15 protein-coding genes and 2 pseudogenes are annotated in these 20,232 nt (G+C 71.9%); 4 read left to right on the top strand and 13 right to left on the bottom strand.

Features of this window, described 5'->3' with window-relative positions; all coding sequences use genetic code 11:
* Positions 1-233: 233 nt before the first annotated feature.
* Positions 234-1,523 carry an ISL3 family transposase gene (locus tag HJG43_06360; protein ID UER54226.1) on the bottom strand — a complete coding sequence of 430 codons (1,290 nt, stop codon included), beginning with the start codon at positions 1,521-1,523 and terminating at the stop codon, positions 234-236.
* A gap of 331 nt (positions 1,524-1,854) precedes the next feature.
* Here HJG43_06360 and HJG43_06355 point away from each other — a divergent pair, with 331 nt between their 5' ends.
* Complete coding sequence (locus tag HJG43_06355) at positions 1,855-2,964, top strand: aromatic acid exporter family protein (protein UER54225.1); 1,110 nt, start codon at positions 1,855-1,857, stop codon at positions 2,962-2,964.
* Positions 2,965-3,066: 102 nt separating this feature from the next.
* Here HJG43_06355 and HJG43_06350 read toward each other — a convergent pair whose 3' ends face one another.
* The 8 genes from HJG43_06350 to HJG43_06315 all read right to left on the bottom strand — a co-directional run bounded on the left by HJG43_06350 (position 3,067) and on the right by HJG43_06315 (position 13,085).
* Positions 3,067-3,453 (bottom strand): PKD domain-containing protein, encoded by a 387-nt coding sequence (locus tag HJG43_06350; GenBank protein ID UER54224.1) that lies wholly within the window; start codon positions 3,451-3,453, stop codon positions 3,067-3,069.
* A 479-nt stretch (positions 3,454-3,932) separates the two neighbouring features.
* Positions 3,933-4,499 carry a hypothetical protein gene (locus HJG43_06345; protein UER54223.1) on the bottom strand — a complete coding sequence of 189 codons (567 nt, stop codon included), beginning with the start codon at positions 4,497-4,499 and terminating at the stop codon, positions 3,933-3,935.
* A 365-nt stretch (positions 4,500-4,864) separates the two neighbouring features.
* On the bottom strand, positions 4,865-5,617 hold the full coding sequence (locus HJG43_06340) for a carbon monoxide dehydrogenase subunit G (GenBank protein UER54222.1): 753 nt from the start codon (positions 5,615-5,617) through the stop codon (positions 4,865-4,867).
* The gene (locus tag HJG43_06335) at positions 5,614-8,076 is read right to left on the bottom strand and encodes a xanthine dehydrogenase family protein (GenBank protein ID UER54221.1); all 2,463 of its coding nucleotides are present in this window, start codon (positions 8,074-8,076) and stop codon (positions 5,614-5,616) included. The genes HJG43_06340 and HJG43_06335 overlap by 4 nt, the downstream gene beginning before the upstream one ends.
* Entirely contained in the window at positions 8,073-8,585 is a 513-nt protein-coding gene (locus HJG43_06330; protein ID UER54220.1) for a (2Fe-2S)-binding protein, read from the bottom strand. Before HJG43_06330 ends, HJG43_06335 begins: the two co-directional genes overlap by 4 nt.
* Entirely contained in the window at positions 8,582-9,475 is an 894-nt protein-coding gene (locus HJG43_06325; protein ID UER54219.1) for a xanthine dehydrogenase family protein subunit M, read from the bottom strand. The genes HJG43_06330 and HJG43_06325 overlap by 4 nt, the downstream gene beginning before the upstream one ends.
* Positions 9,476-9,599: 124 nt before the next feature.
* Positions 9,600-11,108, bottom strand: a complete 1,509-nt coding sequence (locus HJG43_06320) for a nitrate reductase (GenBank protein UER54218.1) — start codon at positions 11,106-11,108, stop codon at positions 9,600-9,602.
* A 252-nt stretch (positions 11,109-11,360) separates the two neighbouring features.
* Positions 11,361-13,085 (bottom strand): PucR family transcriptional regulator, encoded by a 1,725-nt coding sequence (locus HJG43_06315; protein UER54217.1) that lies wholly within the window; start codon positions 13,083-13,085, stop codon positions 11,361-11,363.
* A 93-nt stretch (positions 13,086-13,178) separates the two neighbouring features.
* Between HJG43_06315 and HJG43_06310 the strand changes: the two genes are divergently transcribed.
* From HJG43_06310 to HJG43_06300, 3 genes are read left to right on the top strand one after another with little or no spacing between them, the layout of a single operon-like run.
* Positions 13,179-14,060: a DUF2877 domain-containing protein gene (locus HJG43_06310; protein UER54216.1), complete on the top strand. Its 882-nt coding sequence runs from the start codon at positions 13,179-13,181 to the stop codon at positions 14,058-14,060.
* The gene (locus HJG43_06305; protein ID UER54215.1) at positions 14,057-15,583 is read left to right on the top strand and encodes an FdrA family protein; all 1,527 of its coding nucleotides are present in this window, start codon (positions 14,057-14,059) and stop codon (positions 15,581-15,583) included. Before HJG43_06310 ends, HJG43_06305 begins: the two co-directional genes overlap by 4 nt.
* Positions 15,580-17,040, top strand: coding sequence for a DUF1116 domain-containing protein (locus HJG43_06300; GenBank protein ID UER54214.1), 1,461 nt, complete (start codon positions 15,580-15,582; stop codon positions 17,038-17,040). Before HJG43_06305 ends, HJG43_06300 begins: the two co-directional genes overlap by 4 nt.
* A 38-nt stretch (positions 17,041-17,078) precedes the next feature.
* Here the strand turns inward: HJG43_06300 and HJG43_06295 are convergent, their stop codons facing one another.
* From HJG43_06295 to HJG43_06280, 4 genes and pseudogenes are all read right to left on the bottom strand, one after another.
* Positions 17,079-17,897, bottom strand: coding sequence for an AAA family ATPase (locus tag HJG43_06295; protein ID UER54213.1), 819 nt, complete (start codon positions 17,895-17,897; stop codon positions 17,079-17,081).
* Positions 17,894-18,712 (bottom strand): annotated as a pseudogene (locus tag HJG43_06290) (DDE-type integrase/transposase/recombinase). Before HJG43_06290 ends, HJG43_06295 begins: the two are co-directional and overlap by 4 nt.
* Before the next feature lie 41 nt (positions 18,713-18,753).
* Positions 18,754-19,973, bottom strand: a protein-coding gene (locus HJG43_06285; protein UER54212.1) for an IS3 family transposase whose coding sequence is annotated in 2 segments (ribosomal slippage) — positions 18,754-19,730 and positions 19,730-19,973 — 1,221 coding nt in all. Because the reading frame shifts where the segments join, the coding sequence is not laid out codon by codon here.
* Between the two features lie 67 nt (positions 19,974-20,040).
* Positions 20,041-20,229, bottom strand: a pseudogene (locus HJG43_06280) (helix-turn-helix domain-containing protein).
* Positions 20,230-20,232: the final 3 nt, after the last annotated feature.

The raw sequence follows: 20,232 nt of genomic DNA, 5'->3' as shown, positions 1-20,232 counted from the left end.
CCGGCCTGTGGACAAGCAGCCGAGGCGCGGCGAACGCTCATGACCCCCAGGAGGGAGCAACCCCAGAACATGACATAGCACCCTGGGACCCCCAGGTTCTAGAGGTCCGCATCGGGTCATGGGCCCTCTGCTACAGAATGCTGCGCGGCTACAGAATGCTGCGCCCGACGCAGCTCTCGCGGCGTGTCCCGCCACCAACCCAGCATTCTGGGCTCTCCTGACTGATCCGTGGGTCATCTGCGGCCGGGGAGGGTGGGGCGGTGGCCGCCGAGGTTGAGCATGGCGAGGGCGATGAGGGCCTGTGGTGAGGCGAAGCCGAACGCGATTCTCGTGATGAGCCGGATCTTGGTGTTGACCGATTCGATGCGGCCGTTGGACAGTCCGTGGGCGATCGCGGCGAGGATCGCGGCCTTGTGTTTGACGATGCGGCGCTGGAGCGCGACGAAGGCGTCGATGCGGCAGCGTCGCGCCCAGGCGATCCAGGCCTCGAGCGCCTCGACGGCTTCCTGGTAGGGGAGCTGGAAGACCAGCCGCAGGCCCTCCTTGAGCAGGTACGCGCGGTACAGCTTCGGGTCGTTCTTGGCGATCCAGTCCAGTTTGGCTGCCTGTCGTGGGGTCAGGTTCTCGGGGTTCTTCCACAGTGCCCAGCGGGCGCGTTTGAGGGTCTTGGCGTGGCCGGTGGCGATGCGTTGGGGTCGTCCGTGGGAGCGGCCGTTGCCGGTGGTCCCGCCCGGTGCTCGGCGGGCGGTGTTCCAGGCCTGCCGGCGCACGGCGTCCAGGGCGTCGGTGGCCCAGCGCACGACGTGGAAGGAGTCCGCGCAGCGCACCGCGTTCGGGCAGCGCTGGGTGACCACGTCCTCGATCCAGTCAGCGCCATCGGCGCTGACGTGAGTGATCAACGCGCAGCGGTCCTCGCCGAGGGCATCGAAGAACGCCGCGACGGTGCGCCGGTCCCGTCCCGGCGCGGCCCACACCAGGCGGCCGGTGTCGTGGTCGACGACCACGGTGAGGTACTTGTAACCGCGCTTGTAGGAGATCTCGTCGATCCCGATGCGCCGCAACCCGGCGAACCGGTCGTTCACCGCCTCGACGTCGGCCCAGACCCGGCTCACGATCGACCCGACAGTGCGCCACGCGATCCGCATCAACTCGGTGATCGCGGTCTTGGAGCACTGGGTGGCCAGCCAGGCGACCTGCTCGTCGAAGGCGAGGGTGTGTCCGGCGTCGTGCCGCGCCCACGGCACCGCCGCCACCGTCGGACCATGCACCGCGCAGTTCACCCGCGGGGCGTCGGCCTCCAAGAACACCTGGACCGTGCCCAGGTCCAGGGCACGCCACCGCCGTCGTCCCTGCCCGCGGTCGTAGGAAGGAGCTCTGCGCTGGCACCGCCCACACCGCGCACGGGCCCGGGCACGCGGCCGCACATGGGCGACCAACCGCTGGTCGTCCTCCTCGAACTCAACGTCCTCGACGACCGTCTTCTCGACCCCCAGCAGGGCCCGCCATAAGGTGCTGTTCTGCACGCCGTTCTCCGCTCACTGGTTCCTGGCCCTTGACAGCTCAGAAACCTACGCAGAGAACGGCGTGCGCCCATCCAGGCACGCCCACCCACCCACGGAAGCAGCAGGAGAGCCGCATTCTGCGAGCGGGCCGGTGGCCGGTGGGTGGCGGGATTGCATGATCACGAACAGGAAGGGCGCCAGGAGGAGAGTTCCGGACGCCGAGCCCCCCTTGACGGTGACCTGACCGCGGACGTCGACCCGGTCCCAAGCCGACACCTCCAGGACGCCGATCGCCGTCCGCCGTCCGCCGCGGGCTCAGGTCCAGGTTGACCCGGCCGCTAGCGTGACGGAGGTGATCTGGGCTGGCCGCCGGCTCGCTCCCGCTCTCCGAGTCGGCCCCCGCGCACGGCTGCGCCGGTGGCAGCGCGCCGGCTGGCAGATCCTTCAGTGCGCAGTCGGCGCAGGACTGGCGTGGTTCGTGGCGCTCCACCTGCTCGGCCACCCGGACCCCTTCTTTGCCCCGGTAGCCGCGGTCGTGGCTCTGGGCATCTCCTACGGCGCACGCTTCCGACGGACGATCGAGATCGTCGTCGGTGTCGCCGTGGGCGTCGGGGTGGCCGACGCGTTCGTCGCCCTCGTCGGGACGGGGGTGTGGCAGATCGTGGTGGTCGTTGCGACCGCTATGTCGATCGCGGTGCTGCTCGACGCCGGCAACGTGCTCGTCACCCAGGCGGGCGTACAGGCGGTCATCGTCACGACGTTGCTGCCGGTCCCGGAGGCGGGGCTCGGGCGGTGGCTGGACGCCGTGGTCGGCGGAGCGGTGGCACTGGCAGTCGCCGCGGTGGCCCCCGGGTCGCCGTTGCGGCGCCCCCGCGAGCTCGTCGCGTCAACCTTGGTCGAAGTCGCGGACCTGCTGCACGCGGCGACGACCGCGGTGCGCGGCGGCGACCCGGACGGCGCCGCACGCACCCTGGAACGCGCGCGTCAGACGGAGGTCCGACTCGTAGAGCTGCGCGACGCCGCCTCCGCCGGGCTGGACGTCGTCCGGGTGTCACCGTTCCGCCGACGCCACCGCGACCGCATCCGGTCCGTCTCCCGCCAGGCCGTGCCGCTGGACCGAGCGGTGCGAAATGTGCGCGTGCTCGTCCGCCGGCTAGCCACCGCGGCCCGGATGGCCGAACCGCTGCCCCGAGAGCTGCTCGTGCTCGTCGACGAGCTCGCGGACGCCGCCGGGACCCTGGCCGAACAGATTGCCGCGGAAGGGGACGTAAGCATCGCCGTGGCACGGCTGCGGCGGGTGGGCGCGGCGTCGGCCGAGGTGCCTCGTAGCACCTTGTCCGGGGACGTCGTCCTCGGGCAGGTGCGGTCCACCATCGTCGACCTGCTCAACGTGGCCGGCCTGCCAGACGAGGAGGCGCTAGCCGCCGTCCCGGCGGCCCGCAGCCACCCTCAGCCATCGTGACCAGCCATCACCCTGTTCGTGATCATGCAATCCCGCCACCCCGTTCACCTGGCCCGCCAGTACACGTGATCCCGCGAATCGGCCGTGGCCTCAACGCGGCGGTCAGTCCTGGGGGTCGGCGACCAGAAGGTTGCGGCCGGCGAGGGCCTCGACGTCCACCGGCGCGGAGGTGACCTGGGCCTCTCCAGCGATCGGTAGCCACGGCCCCCCGGCCACCGAGTACTCCCCGGTGTAGTACGTGGTCAGCGTGATCGAGTAGCGGTCGGCCCGCTCGTAGGTGTGGGTGATCGTCAACGCCGGGTACGGGGATCCCGGCTCGCTGGTGGGACCGTGACCGGTGCCGTCACCGAAGTCCCACGCGTACCGGGACGGCGTGGCCCGCACCCGCACCGGGAACCCCAGCAGCTCGGTGTCGAGGGTGACCGGCTCAGCGGTGGCGTACACGTTCGTCGGGATCCCCACCACCGTGTAGCCGTTGTCCGGTTCCACGTTCGGGGTCCCCGCCGGCAACGGCAGACGCTGAAAGTCGGCCAGCGTGAAACCGGGGATGACGGGGGTTGCTCCCCCAGCCTGCTCGGGCCCCAGGCATCGAGAGTCGATGAATCGCCACACCGGCGGAGTTACGCCCTGTTCTGCCCGGTAGAGCCAGTAGCGCACGGTATCGCCTGCACAGAGGGCGTCTGCCTGTGCACATCCCACATCCGCGTTCTCCCCGTCTGGCGCGTTCCCGCTGCATGCCGGTACGTGCTTGTAGAGGTAGGCGGGGCCGCTGTTCGACACGGCATCCGCTGACTGGCCTGACTGATCGGGCCGCACTGACTCCCACGCTCGAGCGAGCGCGTCACTGTCCCCGAAATCAACCTCTACCCGGCCGGAGGCAGGGTTGCCTAGATGTTCGGCGACAGCAGGTGCCTGCACCGCGGAGAGCGCGATCGTGACTACGGCAAGTATCTGCACGCGCATGTAGGTCACTCCACACCTGCAATGCCGAAGACCCTCCAACCAGTCGGCGTCAGAGCGGCGTAGAAGTCAATCGCCTTACCTTCGACCGCGTTGGTCTCGTCCTCGACCACCCCGTCTGGACCAATGGCTTGCGAAGCGCTCTCGCTGTACAGCATCGACACGACCGAACCCCGTTCATCCGGGGATGATGCAGCTGGTGATGAGATCGATATGTCTACGCCCTCGAATCGTCCACCAGACGCATACTGGTCAGCGATCTTCGCGATCGTGGCCTTGCAGAACTCGCAGTTCTCCGTCGCTAGCTCCGACAACTGATCTGTCTCTCCGGTGGCGTAGGCAAACTCAACAGCTTCGAACCAGTAGACAGCAAAAGCTGCTGCTCCTTCTGCGGTCATCTGCTTCGCCTCCGCCGGCATCTCCGGCGGCGCAGGCACCGTCTCACTCGCCGTCGCGGTCGGCTGCTCAGTTACCACCGACCGGGACGTCGTCGGCGACGGCTCCTCGGTCGCACCGGCCGAGCACCCACCGGCCGCAAGCGCCAGCACGACCCCAATCACGCAGAACCGGTCCACGGTCCCGAACCATAACCACCACGAACCCTGACGAGGTACCCCTCAGCCGCCGGCCTGTGGACAAGCAGCCGAGGCGCGGCGAACGCTCATGACCCCCAGGAGGGAGCAACCCCAGAACATGACATAGCACCCTGGGACCCCCAGGTTCTAGAGGTCCGCATCGGGTCATGGGCGCGCCCTACAGAATGTTGCCCCCAGTCCAGCCATGGCGGCGTGTCGCGCCACCAACCCAGCATCCTGCGAGCAGACGTGAGAACTGGAGGTGGCGGAATTGCATGATCACCAACGGGGGCGAGAGGGTGGCGGGATTGCATGATCACGAAAGGGCGCGAGAGGGTGGCGGGATTGCATGATCACGAAAGGGGTTAGCGTCGGCGGGCGATGCGCCAGCCGACGAGGACGCCGGCCAGCGCCCAGAAGGCGCCGGCACCCACCCCGGCCAGCACGATCCAGAACGGCACGCGCATGGCCTCCGTCGACGACGGCACGGCAGGCGCCGGGGCGCGGAAGACGGCACCCGCAGGTGCGCTGGGCCCGGCGGCCGTCGGTGCACCGACCGTGGGCGCAGCGGCACCCGGCGCAGCGGCACCCGGCGCAGCAGCCGCCGGCACACCGGCCGTCGGTGCAGCGGCCTCCGGCGCGGGAGCGCCCTGCACCCCCACCGGCTCGGGCGCCGGCACCGCGCCGGTCAGCAGGGCGTCGACGTTGCCGAAAAACTGCCCGGCCATCTTCTTCGCCACCCCGGTGATCATCCGCTGGCCGACGCCGCCGACCATGCCGCCGACGACGGCGTCGGCGTCGTAGCTGAGCAGCGTGCCCTCGCCCTGCTCGGCGAGCGTCACCCGCACTGAGGCGTCCACGGTGCCCGGAGCGCCAGCACCCTTGCCCTTGAGGGTGAACGCGTTCGGCGGGTTGCGGTCGGTCAGCGCGACCTCGCCGTCGTAGGTGCCCTTGATGGAGGCGACCCCGGCGGTGATGGACATCCGGTAGCGGTCCTCGCCGGTCTGCTCGAGGGACTCCACGCCCGGGATGGTGCGAACGAGCACGTTCGGGTCGTTGAGGGCCTCGTAGACCTTCGCCGGCGGGGCGCTGAGGGTGGCCGTGCCGCTGATCTTCATCGGGAGGTGGCTCCTTGGTTCGTGGGGAGGGTCGTCGCAGCGGCCGCGCGCAGCGCGAACAGCTCGCTCGGGGAGATCGGCATCCTGGTGATGGGAATGCCCTCGGCGTCCTCGATGGCCGCGGCGAACGCCGCGGCGCCGGGGATCACGCCGGCCTCCCCCGCGCCCTTGACGCCGAGCGGGTTGAGCGGGGACGGCGTCTCGAGGTGGTCCACCTCGATCCGGGCGGGCACCTCGGTGGCGTACGGCATGAGGAAGTCCATGAACGAGGCGTTGAGCAGCTGGCCGTGCTCGTCGTACTCCATCCGCTCGTACAGGGCACCACCGACGCCCTGGGCGACGCCGCCGTTGATCTGGCCCTCCACGATGCGCGGGTTGATCAGGTTGCCGCAGTCGTGGACGACGCAGTACCGCAGGATCCGGACCTCGGCAGTGTCCGGGTCGGTCTCCACGACGACCGCGTGCATGCCCGAGGCGAACGTCGAGTGCGGCGGGGAGTAGTAGCCGGTGGCCTCCAGACCGGGTTCCTCGCCCTCGGGCACGGGGGGTTTCGAGGTGTCCCCGACCGCGAACTGGGTGGCGGCCTTGGCCGCCTCGTCGAAGGCGTACCGCAGCGGGTTGGACAGCACGGCGATGGTGCCGAGCGGCAGCGCGGGCCCGCTGTCACCGGCGCCCTTGACCCGGGCGGCGCCGTCCACGAGCTCGAGGTCGGCCTCGTCCACCTCGAGGGCGTCCGCGGCGATCCGCAACGCCTTCTGGCGGACCTGGTCAGCCGCCACCGAGATGGCCGACCCGCTCATCACCGCGGCCCGGGAGGCGAACGTGCCGACGGCGTACCGGAACCGTCGGGTGTCGCCGGTGACGACCTCGACGTCCTCGAGCGGGACGCCGAGGCGGTCGGCGACGATCTGCGCGAACACCGTCTGGTGGCCCTGCCCCTGGGTGGTCAGGCCGGTGGCGACCTTCACCTTGCCGGACGTCTCGACGAGGACGTGGCCTCCCTCGTACGGGCCGACGCCGGTGCCCTCGACGTAGCAGGCCAGGCCGATGCCGACCCGTCGTCCCTCGGCGCGGGCCCGCTCCCGGTAGGCCTCGAAGTCGTCCCAGCCGACGAGCTCCTTGAGCTTGTCCAGCGAGCGCGGGTAGTCCCCGGAGTCGTAGATCAGCGGCCGCCCGTCCTGGAACGTCAGGTGGTGGTCGTAGGGCATCTCCTCGGGCTGGATGAAGTTGACCGCCCGGACGTCGGCCCGGTCCTTGCCGAGGTAGGCGGCGATCGCGTCCATCGTCCGCTCCATCGCGAAGACGCCCTGGGGACGGCCGGCGCCGCGGTAAGGGGTGACGATGACGGTGTTCGTGTACAGGGACCAGAACTCGGCCCGGAACGCCTCCGGCTTGTACGGCCCGAGCACCTGGGTCGAGGTGATGATCGGGACGATGATCCCGTACGGCGTGTAGGCGCCGTTGTCGTGCCAGAACCGGAAGTCGAACGCGAGCAGCCGGCCGTCGTCGTCGAAGCCGACGGTGACCTTCTGCAGCTGGCCACGCTCGTGGGCGCTGGAGACGAAGTGCTCCCGGCGGTCCTCCACCCACTTGACCTCGCGGGCGATCCCGGCCCGGCCGAGCTTGCGCGCCGCCCACGGCACGAGGATCTCCTCCGGCCACGGGTGGACGATCTTGACGCCGAAGCCGCCGCCGACGTCCGGGGCGACGCACTCGACCTTGACCAGCGGCATCCCGAGGCGCGCGGCGACGGCGGCCCGCACGGACGTCGACGCCTGGGTCGAGGTGTAGACGCGAAGTGACTGCTCGTCGCCGTCCCAGCGGGCGTAGACGCCCTTGCCCTCCATCGGCATCGACGCGCTGCGCTCGATCTCGAGGTCGATCTCGAGGGTGTGCGGCGCGGCGGCGAGCGCGGCCTGGACGTCCCCGACCTCCTGGACGAGGTGCGCGGCGACGTTGTCGGGGACGTCGGGGTGCACCGTGCGGTCGGCGTCCCGGGCCGCCTCGATGCCGACGACGGGGGGCAGCGGGTCGTAGCTGACGACGATCCGGCCGGCGGCGTCCTCGGCGACGTACCGGTCCCGGGCGACGACCATGACGACGGCCTCGCCGACATGGTTGACCTCGTCCTTGGCCAGGGCGTACCCGGTGCGCGGCGCGTACAGCGCCGGGTGCGGGATGAGCACCGGCAGCGGCTCGGACAGCGTCGTCGGGGCGCTCTCGCCGCCGGCCTCGTCATCGGCCGCGAGGTCCTCCCAGGTGTACACGGCGACGACCCCGTCCACGGCGAGTGCCTCGGTGGCGTCGACGTCGAGGACCCGTGCGTGGGCGTGCGGGCTGCGGACGAAGGCGACAGCGAGCGCGTCGTGCCCGAGGTCGTCGAGGTACCGGCCGTCGCCGCGCAGCAGCCGCGGGTCCTCGAGCCGGGCGACGGGCTCGCCGAACTGTCGGGTGCTCACCGGGCGGCCTCCTTGCGCAGCTCGGCGGCCCGCAGCACGGCGGCCCGGATCCCCTGGTACCCGGTGCAGCGGCACAGGTTGCCGGAGATCGCCTCAGTGGCCTCCTCCTCGGTCGGGTCCGGGTTCTGCTCGAGGTAGGCGGCCACGGTGGTGACGAAGCCGGGGGTGCAGAAGCCGCACTGCAGGCCGTGGGTCTCGACGAACGCCTGCTGCACGGGGTGCAGTGTGCCGTCCGCGGCGGCTAGCCCCTCGACGGTCGTCACCTCGTGGCCGTCGGCGGTGGCAGCCAGGGTGAGGCACGAGCGCACCGGCTCCCCGTCGAGCAGGACGGTGCACGCGCCGCACACCCCGTGCTCGCAGCCGACGTGGGTGCCGGTCAGCCGCAGGTCGTGGCGCAGGACGTCGGACAGCAGCCGCCGCGATGGCACGGTCACCTCGCGCAGCACACCGTTGACGCGGACCCGGACGTCGATCGTCTGCTCCGGCGCGCTCTCCGGCTGTGCGGTCATGCGGCATCCCTCCCGATGGCGTCGGCCGCCTCACGGGCGGCCTGCTGCAGGGCCCGGGCGGTGAGCACCCGGACGAGCTGGCGGCGGTACTCGACGGTGGCGTGGATGTCGGCGTCCACGTCGACCAGTCCGTCGGCGAGGTCGCCGGCGGCCGCCCAGTCCGGCGGCGGGGCATCGGGGTGCACGCCGCGGACGGCGTCGGTGAGGTCGACGACGGTGCCGAGCTCACCGGCGGTGACGAAGCTGGCCCGGGCCTGGGCGACGGCGCCGGCGTCGTCCAGCCGGACGGCGGCGACCACCCCGACGACGGCGTAGTCGCCGTGCCGGCGAGCGACCTCCAGGACGGCGGTCCCGGTGCCCGCCGCCGGCCGGGGGAAGGTGGCGGCGACGACGAGCTCGTCGGGCTCCAGCGAGGTCTCCAGCGCACCCAGGAACAGGTCCCGGACGCCGATCTCGCGCTCTCCGCGGACCGAGGCCGCGGTGACCGTCCCGTCGAGCAGCGTGAGCACGGCGGGCATCTCCCCGGACGGGTCGGCGTGGGCGATCGAGCCGACGGTGGTCCCCCGGTTACGGATGGTGGCGTGGGCGACGTGGCGCAGGCCCTGGCGCAGCAGCGGGATCGCGGCGGCCGCGGCGTCGTGCCGCTCCAGGGCGGCGTGCCGCACGAGGGCCCCGACCCGGACGGCGTCGTCGGTGACGGTGACGTCGGCCAGGTCGGGCACCTCGTTGACGTCGACGAGGTGGGCCGGGGAGGCGAGCCGCATCGACATCAGCGGGAGGAGGCTCTGGCCGCCGGCCAGGACCTTGCCGTCGGCGCCGACGTCGGCGAGGACCTGCAGCGCCTCGGGCACGCTCCGCGGCCGGTGGTAGGTGAAGGGCGCGGGCTTCATGAACCGATCCTCTCCCGCGGTTGTGAGCGTCGCCTCGTCGAATAGTGCCGAGTCCTGCCCGGCGCGAAAGTGAGCGGTCGCCGGTGCACTGGGCGCACCGGCGACCGCCGCACGGGTCCCGCCCTCAGTGCGCCCGGTGGCTCCCGCCGCCGGGGCGGTGCGGGTCGACGTCCGGGTGCGACTCGTCCGGCGCCTGCCGGCTGTAGGCCTCCGGGTCCCCACCGGTGTATCCCCCCGGCGCGTCGAAGATGATCGTCGTGCCGCGGCCACGGTGCTTGAGGTGCTCCGGGGCCAGGGCGAACGCCAGGTGGTAGCCGAGGATGGTGACGATGGTGCCCAGGGCGATGCCGGAGAGCACGAAGTCGTCGGTGACCTGCAGGCTGGTGTCGCCGATGGCGATGATGACGCCGGCGGCCACCGGGACGAGGTTGAGCGGGTTGCCGAAGTCGACGTTGTTCTCGCGCCAGATCTTGGCACCGAGCAGGCCGATCATGCCGTAGAGGACGACGGTGATCCCGCCGAGGACGCCGCCGGGTGTGGCCGAGACCAGGGCTCCGAACTTCGGGGAGAAGCCGAACAGGATCGCGAAGCCGGCGGCGGCGAAGTAGGCGGCGGTGGAGTACACCCGGGTCGCCGCCATCACGCCGATGTTCTCGGCGTACGTGGTGGTCGGCGAGCCGCCGACGGAGGTGGCGACCATGGTGCCGACGCCGTCCGCTGCGATCGCGCGGCCCATCAGCGGGTCGAGGTCCTTGCCGGTCATCTCCGCGACGGCCTTGACGTGCCCCGCGTTCTCGGCGATGAGGGCGATGACCGCCGGGATGACGAGCAGGATGAAGGTCGTGTTGAAGCTCGGCAGGTGCCAGCCGACGATCTCGGCGCCGTCCGGACCGGTCGAGGTCTGCGGCGGGAAGCCGAACCAGGCGGCCTCGCGGACGCCGTCCCAGTTGACCCGCCAGTGGGTGGTGACCTCACCGGCACCGGCGTCGTAGGAGGTGATCTGCCCGAAGACCCGGTCGAACACCCACGACAGCAGGTACCCGAAGACCAGGCCGAGGAAGATCGAGATGCGCCCGAGGAAACCGCGCAGCCCCACGCTCATCGCGATGACGGCGGTCATGACGATGAGGGCGATCCACTGGTCCTGCGGCCAGTAGACGTTGGCCACCACCGGCGCCAGGTTGAACCCGATGAGCATGACCACCGCACCCGTGACGACCGGCGGCAGCACCGCGTGCAGGGCGCGGGAGCCCGCGAAGTGGATGCCGATACCGGCCAGGGCGAGGATCAGGCCGGCGATGAGGATGGAGCCGGTGACCTCCTGCGTCGTGCCGCCCTGGGCTCGGATGGCGACGACGGCGCCGACGAAGGCGGCAGAGGTGCCGAGGTAGCTGGGCACCTGGCCCTTGACGATCAGCAGGAAGATGATCGTCGCGATGCCGCTCATCATGATGGCGAGCTGAGGGTTGAGCCCCATGATGATGGGGAAGACGAAGGTGGCGCCGAACATCGCGACGACGTGCTGGGCACCCAGACCGACGGTGCGACCCCAGGACAGGCGTTCGTCGGGGGCGACGACCTCCCCCGGAGCGGGCGACTTGCCGTCGCCGTGCAGCTTCCAGCCGATTGCCATGTGGAACTCCTCCCACCGGACGGACGTCCGGCAACTGTGCGATCCCTGCGGCCCCGGGTGGACGGCCGAGTGGTGATCAGGATGGGGGAACGCTAGGCAGACGTGTGGGAGGTCACACCGGCGACTTTCGCCCAGCGGCCCCCTCGATCCTTGTCACGCTGTGCGCTCGCGGCCGCGGACGGCGTCCGGCGCCTTCCGCGCGTGTCCCGGCATACCGGGACGGACCCGGACACGGGTCTCTCACCGGCAGGGTCACAGCCCCCGCATCGCGACGACGCGCAGGGCGAGGGCGACGTCGAGGCGCAGGTTGGCGTCGGTGGTGAACGGTCCGAGGATCCGCTCGAGCTTCGTGATCCGGTAGCGCAGGGTGTTGTAGTGGAAGTGCAGTCGCCGAGCCGTCTCGGCGACGTTGAGGTTGGTCTCCAGCAGCACCTCGAGCGTGCGACGCAGGTCCTCCTGCTCGGCGCCGGGGCCGGCGAGCTCCCGCAGCGTCTCGGTCGCGAACGACCGCAGCTCCGCTCCGTCCGGCACCAGGCTGAGCAGCCGGTAGACGCCGAGGGAGTCGAAGTGGCTGACGGTGCCGGCGCCGTCCACCTGGCGACCGACCCGGACGGCGGTGCGCGCCTGCTCGTACCCGGCCGGCACCTCGGCCAGCCCGGTGCACACCCGGCTCACCCCCAGGGAGAAGGACCGCCGGCCTCCCCCACCCTCCCCGCGGATGGCGGCGACGAGCTCACGGACGGCGCGGGGCACGTCACCGTCGGACGGCACCCCGATCAGGGCGACCGCCTCGGTGCTGAACGCGGCCGTCGCCGCGCCCGGGTCCCGGGCGCCGACGGCGATGCCGAGCGCGGTCGCCTGCCGCTCGACGAGCGGGCGCAGCGCGGTGGACGTGCCCGGGCCGCGGGTGTCCCGGGGGTCGTCGTCGGGTTCGAGCACGAGGACGACGAGCGGCCGGTCGAGGTCCCACCCGAGCCCGGCGGCGTGCCGGGCGGCGAGCGCCGGGTCGCCGGAGCGGCCGAGCAGCACGTCCCGCAGGAAGTCCGAGCGGTACTTGCCCTCCACTGCGGCGACCGCCAGCTCTCGGGTGACGACGAGCGCGGCCGCCGTCGCGGCTCGCTCCAGCGCCTGCAGGTCGTCCTCGCCGAGGCGGCGGTGCCGGGAGAACGCGGCGATCCGGCCGTGGTCCAGGCTGCCGGCGGCGACGGTGACGACGGCGTGCCCGCCGCCGTCGGGGTGCTCGTGCAGCCCCAGCGCGCAGCCGGGGTCCTCCACCCGCAGCCGCCCGGCCGCGTCGAGCAGGCGGGCGCAGGGCTCGGCGGCCAGCTCGCCGGGGTCGCCGGCGGAGGCGACCGGGCGGCCGTCGGGGGCGGTGACGAGCACGGTGACCCCGAGGGCGTCGGCGGTGCCGGCGGCGAGCTCGGGCAGGCCGCCGCCGCCCAGGACGATCCCGACCAGGTGCCGGTGCACCTCCTCGGCGCGGGCCAGCGTGCGTGCCTGCCGGTTGACGAGGTCGCTGAGCACCTCGGTGAGAACGTCGTCGAACGACACGTGCTCGGGCAGGGCCAGCACGGGCAGGCCGAGCCGGTCGGCGACCTCGACGACGGACTCGGGCAGGTGCTCCAGGTAGCGACCCAGCTTGATCCCCAGGGCGCTCACCCCGGCCGCGTCGAGCTCGACCACCAGACCGGCGAGCCGCTCGGGCTCCTCCCGCAGCGGGTAGCCGGTGGTGAGCAGCAGCTCCCCCGCGCGCACCCACCGGGCGATGTCGGGCACCTCCATGACGTTGAGCCGGGTCACCACCCGGTCCAGGCCGTCGGCGCCGGCCAGCACCTCGGTACCGGCCAGCACGTCGGTGTTCAGCACCCGCCGCACGGACAGGCCGAGCCCGGTCTCCCGGACGCTCGGCAGGGTCGGACGACCGGGGCTCGGCAGAGTCGGACGAGTCGAGGCCAGTTCGTTGGCAACTTCGGCCATCCCGGCAGGGTAGCCGCAGCCCGTAGCGTCGGACGCCGACCGGCTCGAGGGCCGAGGACCGAGGACGCCCGGCGACCGCAGGAGGAGGACGGCGTGCCCGCAGCGCTGCCGGTGGCCGCGGCCGCCCCGCTCGCCCCACTGCTCGACGGCCCTCCCCTGCCGGCCCGTGTCGCCGTCACCGGTCGCTGGGCCGCCTACCTCCTCGCCCCACCCGCCGCAGCCGGCCGACCGGACCGAGTGCTCGTGATCGCCACCCCGGACGCCGTCGTCCCGCCGTGCGCCGTCGTGCTGCGCGCCGGCCTGACCCCGGCCGACCTCGTCGCCGTCGGCGACGAGGTGACCGTCGGCGGCGGCGGCCTGCGCACCCCGGCGGGGGTGCTCGCCGTCCGCAGGTGGTGGACACCGCCGCGACTGCCGACCGGCACCCCCGACCGGGCCTCGGCCCGCGTCGCCGCCGCACTGCTCGGCGAGCTGCCGGTCCTCGGTGGGCCCGACGACGCCCGCTCCCGGGCCCTGCTGGCCGCAGCGCCCGCGGCCGAGGCCGTCCTGGCCGGGGACGTCACCGGCGCCGTCACCGCGCTGACCCGGGTGATCGGCCTGGGTCCCGGCTCGACCCCGTCGGGGGACGACGTCGCGGCCGCCGTCCTGCTCGCCGGCCGCGCGGTCGGTGCTCCCCGCCTGGACCGCACCGCCGACGCCGTCCTGCGCGCCGCCACCGGACGTACCACGCCGGTGTCGATGGGGCTGCTCGCCGAGGCGGCCGCCGGCCGTGCCGTCCCGCCGGTCGTCGGCGCGCTGCGGGCCCTGCTCGGTGCCGCCCCGGTGGAACCGGCCGTGCGCCGCCTGCTGGCGGTGGGGTCGACGTCCGGCACCGATCTGGCCACCGGCCTGGTCGCCACCGTCGCCGCGGCCGTCCGGCGCACCCGCCCCCGGCCGCCCCAGGACCTGTCCGCCTCGCTGAGGAGAAGCGCATGAAGCAGCACGTCGAGGTCCGCAAGGGCCAGTACCACGACTCGGTGACCCTGCTGTCGGTCAGCCGGACCGTGGCCGCCGTCGAGGGCATCGCCGCCGCCCAGGTGGCGATGGCCACCGAGCTCAACCTCGACGTGCTCACCGGGATGGGCTTCGAGGTCCCGCCGAGCGCCCCGGAGGACCTCGTCGTCGCCGTCCGGGTCGCCGACGACGCCGAGGACCCGGACGCCGCCGTGCAGGCCGCGCTCGCCGTCCTCGCCGACGCCCTGTCGACCAAGGAGGCCGGCCCCACCGGCGCTGCGGCCGAACCTGCCCGTACGACCGGGATCGCCCTGGCCCGGCAGCCGGCACCCGTCGCCGTGGTCTCCGTCCCCGGCCGGCACGCGACCGTCGAGGCGCTCGACGCCGTGCGCGCCGGCTCGTCGGTCATGGTGTTCAGCGACAACGTCCCGGTCGCCGACGAGGTGCTGCTCAAGCGGGAGGCCGCGCGGCGCGGCGTGCTCGTCATGGGCCCCGACTGCGGCACGGCCGTCGTCGGCGGGGTCGGCCTCGGGTTCGCCAACGTCGTACGCCCCGGCCCGGTGTCCCTCGTCGCCGCCAGCGGCACCGGTGCCCAGCACCTGATGGCGCTGCTGGACGCCGCCGGGATCGGCGTCCGGCACTGTCTGGGGCTGGGCGGGCGCGACCTCGGCGCCGAGGTCGGTGGGCTCGGCGCCGAGCAGGCCCTGCGGGTGCTCGCCGCCGACGAGGCCACCGAGATGGTCGTCCTGGTCTCCAAACCGGCCGACCCGCAGGTCGTCGGCCGCCTCGAGGACGTCGCCGCCGACCTCGGTCTGCGCGTCGAGTGGGCCACCCTGGGCGCCGACCAGCCCCATCTCACCGCGGCCGCCGAACGGGTCTGCGCGGCTCTTGGCCGTCAGGTGCCGACGTGGCCGACGTGGGGCGACGTCGACCGCGCCACGGCCGACCGCGCCGAGGGCCTGGTGCGTGGCCTGTTCGCCGGCGGGACGCTGTGCGACGAGGCGATGGCCGTCGCCGGCCGCCGGCTCGGACCGATCGCCTCGAACATCCCGCTGGCGGGGTGGCCGGCGCTCGCGGTGGACGGCCCCTCCGCGCTGGCGGCCGCCCTGCGCGGGGCCGGGCACGCCATGGTCGACCTCGGCGACGACGCCCTCACCCAGGGGCGGGCGCACCCGATGATCGACCCGTCGCTGCGGCTGGAGGCGCTGCGCGAGACGGCCGCGGACGAGCGGGTCCGGGTCGTGCTGCTCGACGTCGTCCTCGGGCACGGCGCCCACGCCGACCCGGCCGCCGAGCACGCCCCGGTGATCCGGGACGTGCTGTCCTCCGCCCGGGCCGCCGGCCATGCGCTGGACGTCGTGGTGTCCCTCACCGGCACCGCCGGTGACCCGCAGGGTCGCGACGCCCAGGCCGAGGCGCTCGCCGCCGCCGGCGCCGCCGTCCTGCTGTCCAACGCCGCCGCCACCGAGCTCGCGGTCGACCTCGCCTCTGGAGCCCAGCGATGACCACGCCGTCCCCCCTCGCCCCGTCCCCCCTCGCCCCCTCCGTCGAGGCACTGCTCGCCGGCCCGCAACGGGTCGTCACCACCGGCGTCGACCTGTTCGCCGACGCCCTGGAGGCGCAGGCCGTCACCGCCGACCGGGTCGACTGGCGGCCGCCGATCGCGGACGCCGACGCCCTGCGCGCCGTCCTGACCGACCCCCGGGTCGAGGAGGCGAACCGGACGGCGATCGAGCGCGTGCTGGCCTCCGGCGCGGTACTCACCGACGTGCTGCCCGCCGACCAGGCGCTGCCGCTGCCGCGCGGCACGTTCTTCCACGCCGGCCCCCCGCTGACGTGGGACACCGCCAGCGGTCCGATGCGCGGCGCCCTCATCGGCGCGATGCTCTTCGAGGGCCTCGCCGACAGCCCCGAGGACGCGCAGGCCCAGCTGTCCGCCGGCCGGCTCGCCGACGGCACCGACGTCGTCCTGGACCCCTGCCACCACCACGCCGCGGTCGGCCCGATGGCCGGCGTCATCAGTCCGGGCATGTGGGTGTTCGAGCTGACCGACCCCGCCAGCGGGCGCACCGCCTACTGCTCCCTCAACGAGGGCCTCGGCAAGGTGCTGCGCTACGGCGCCTACGGCGAGGAGGTCACCGAGCGGCTGCGGTGGATGTCCGGCGTGCTCGGGCCGTTGCTGCAGCAGGCCGTCCGGCGGCGGGCCGCCTCGGACGCCGGGCCGCTCGACGTCCGGGCGATCATCGCCCAGATGCTGCAGATGGGCGACGAGGGCCACAACCGCAACCGGGCCGGCACGATGATGCTGGTCCGCGAGCTGGTCCCCGAGCTCCTCGAGCTCGGCGCCGACCCCGGCGACGTCGCGGACGTCGTCCGGTTCTGCAACGGCAACGACCACTTCTTCCTCAACCTCGTCATGCCCGCCTGCAAGCTGGCCCTGGACGCCGGCCGGGATGTGCCCGGCTCGACGCTGGTCGTGGCGATGGCCCGCAACGGCACGGAGTTCGGCATCCAGGTCTCCGGCACCGGCGACCAGTGGTTCACCGGCCCGGCGGAGGTGCCCGACGGGCTGTTCCTCGGCGACTACACCGAGGAGGACGCCAACCCCGACATCGGCGACTCGGCGATCACCGAGACCGCGGGCATCGGCGGGTTCGCGATGGCCGCCGCCCCGGCGATCACCGCGTTCGTGGGCGGCGACGCGGACTTCGCCCTCGCCACCACCCGGCGGATGTACGACATCACCCTCGCCGAGCACCCCGCCTTCCAGGTGCCGATCCTCGGCTTCCGCGGCACCCCGGTCGGGATCGACGTGACCGCGGTGGCGCGGACCGGCATCCTGCCGCAGATCAACACCGGCATCGCCGGCAAGGTGCCCGGTACCGGGCAGGTCGGCGCGGGGCTGGTGAACCCGCCGGCACAGTGCTTCACGGCGGCGGTGGCCTGTGGCTTGCGCCGTTAAATGGCGGGGTTCTGTAGGTGATATGTGGCGGGCCCCGGTCAACTGACGCCGATGACGAGAGTGCTGGCGGCGGCTTCGATGACGTCGTTGGTGATGGTGTCGAGTTCGTTGATCTTCAGGACGCGCTCGATCTGGGGGGAGAGTCGTTCCAGAAGCCGGAAGTTACCTCGGGTGATCCGGGCGATGGCGGCGATGGCTTGGGCGTCGGTGAAGTCCTCTGGGTCGAGGATCTTACCGAGGGCGCGCCAATGCCGTTGCAGGACGAAGAGCAGTTCCTCCTTGCCCAGGGGCCGGTACTGGTGGGCGAAGCCGACGCGGCTGTAGAACTGGGGATAGTGGCTGAACTGCTTCTCCAGACCGGGCATGCCGATCAGGATGAGGGCAAGGTTTTCTCGGTCGTAGCGATCGCGCAGCAGTTCCATTGCGGTGGGGCGGAGGCGTTCGGACTCATCGACGATGACCAGCTCCACGTAGTTCCTGCTGTGGCGCCATCCGCGCGTCTCTGGCGTGACCTGCCCGGCCGGCGCGAGGTGCTGCTCGATGCAGATGTTGGTGCGGGTGATGACCTGGTCGAGTTCGTCCTTCAAGGCTCGTGGCGTGGTCAGCACGCTGGGGGTGTAGAGCACGGTGCGGCTCTTGGCCAGCGCAGCGTAGACCTGCGCGTCACTGTCGGAGCGCGGTCCCCAGTAGGTCAGCAGGTCGTGGACCTTGTCCCAGCGGGCGTAGCGGCGCGCGGAGAGCGTCTTGCCCACGCCGGCTGGGCCAAAGCACAGGCCGATGGTGTGCCCGCGCCGCACGGCGTCGGCGAACTCGGTGAAGCGGCGGTGTTCTTTGGTCACGATGAAGCGCTGACTCACCTTAGGTCCTCTCTGTAAACCTTCAACTTCCGCCGTGGCGCCGGTGGCGGCGCCTCGGTCGCTGGTGGCGTTTCGGTGGTGTGGGTGGCCACGACGGCGATCCGCTCGTTGATGCCCTCCCGCAACGCCCGGCGCCGGGCGTTGCGGGAGGCCTGGACCTCCTTGAGGCTGACCTTCTGGTCGTGGTGGTCCTGGTTGATGGCCTTACAGACGAACTCCTCGTGGTCGAACACGCGGATCTCGGTGATGTCCCTGGGGTCGTAACGGATCACGACCGCCCGGCCGACATAGCCAGCCAGGGTCGGGGAGATGTAGCGCAGGCCCTGGAAGTGGATGCCATCGCGGCGCACCACCCTGGTCTGGGCGACGGTGAGCAGCAGCCCGTCGAGGTCCTCCAGGCTCTCCGGCATGCGCGGTAGCCAGCCATCGGCGATCCAGGCAGCGCGCGGGGAGGTGCCGAGCTCGCTGTGAGTCCGGTCGTTGTAGGTGATCACGAACTCCTCCAGCGCAGCGTCGAGCTCAGCCAGGGACAGCTTTGGCGTTGGCCAGGGGTGGCCCTCGGCGATGTACCCAGGCAGACCAGCCAGCAGCTCGGTGTTCACGGTCCCGAAGATCCTCTCCACCTTGCCGCGACCCTGAGGACGAGCGACAGCAGAGTGGATGAGCCGGATATGCAGGTCCACGGCCGTGCCGGTGAGTTGGTTGCTGATGAAGTCGCTGCCGTGATCGACGTAGAGCACATCGGGCAGGCCGCACATCGGCCAGGAGAGGACGGCCTTGTGCCAGATCGCCTGGCGCAGCGCCAAGGCGGTGTTCTGGGCTGGTGGATCTTAAGCGGACGGTGACATTTGCTGTTTCATGCGGCGGCTGAGTGGTTTTGCTTGTACTCGTCGACGACCTCGGACGGAGTCTTGTAGCCCAGACCCGAGTGAAGACGTCGACGATTGTAGAACACTTCGATGTACTCGGCAATAGCTGCGCGGGCCCTTTTCCGGGTCGGGAACACAGTGCGGTACACCAGCTCGTTCTTCGCGGCGCCGAAGAAGCTTTCCGCCAGGGCATTGTCCCAGCACACCCCGGTCCTGCCCATCGACGGCGTCAGGCCGTGCCTATCCAAGTGCTTCGCGAACTGCTCGCTCGTATACTGGCTTCCCCGGTCGGAGTGAAAGACCGCGCCCTCGGAGAACGTCACGTTTGTGGCGGCCATATCCAGGGCGTCACAGATGAGGTCGGTGCGCATGTGCTCGGCCATCGACCACCCGACGACGGCCTTGGAGTAGCAGTCGATCACGGTCGCCAGGTATAGCCAGCCCTCCCAGGTGCGCACGAAGCTGATGTCGCCGACGAGCTTGCACCCCGGCGCCTTGGCGGTGAAGTCCCGCCGCAGGTGGTCGGCGACCCTGCCGTGGTCCTGGCCGTCGCGCACCGTGGTCCTCCGGTAGGCCCGCGGCTGGCAGGCCACCAGGTTCTCGGTGCGCATGATGTCCCTGACCAGGTCCAGCCCGGCGCTGGCGACCTCGGGGTCCTCGCTGCGGGACAGCACCGCGTGCACCCGCCGCGCTCCGTACGTGCCGCGGCCGGCAGCGAACGCGGCGTGCACGTGCTCGGTGACCTTGGCCCGGCGCAGCGCCCGCGCCGAGGGCAGGGCCTTGCACCAGTCGTAGTAGCCCGAGCGGGACACCTCCAACACGGTGCACATCCGGGTCAGCGGCAGCTGCTCCACCGGTGCGCCGGCACGAGCCTGGGAGGCGTAGTAGTCCTGCTCCGCGGCAATGAACGCGTAACGCTCGCTCACTGCTCCTCCCTCGCGAAGTAGGCCGCGGCTTTTTTTAGGAAGGCCACTTCCAGCCGCAACTCACGGGCCTCCCTCTCCAGCTCGCGTAGCCGCGCCCGCTCCGGCACCGACAACTCCTCACTCACAGGATGCTGTTCACGGTACTTCGCGACCCAGTTACCCAACGTCCCCGCATTGATACCAAGATCCCGGGCGACTTCCGCAATCGGCCTGCTCGACTCCACCACCTGCTTCACCGCCTCCTCGCGGTACTCAGGCGTGAACTTCCTGTACTTTGCCATAACGGCCCTCCCCTTCCAGGAGACATTCTCCCTATCGGGCCACTGTCCGTCGAGACCCCCACACCTCAGGCAGGTGATGGCTGCCGGCATCAGCGCGTCTTCGCGTACCGAGGCCCGTGTACCCCTCGGTGCGGTAGCGGGCGTGCCAGCGCTCCAGGGTGCGCAGCCCGACACCGGTGTCCCGGGCCAGGGCGGCGAGCGGGATCTGGTCCTCGACGTGAAGCCTGAGGATCTGCCAGCGCCCGGCCGCGTCCATGAC

Source organism: Kineosporiaceae bacterium SCSIO 59966 (assembly GCA_020881835.1).
Lineage (GTDB): Bacteria > Actinomycetota > Actinomycetes > Actinomycetales > SCSIO-59966 > SCSIO-59966.
This window is presented reverse-complemented; position numbering and strand designations above follow the sequence as displayed.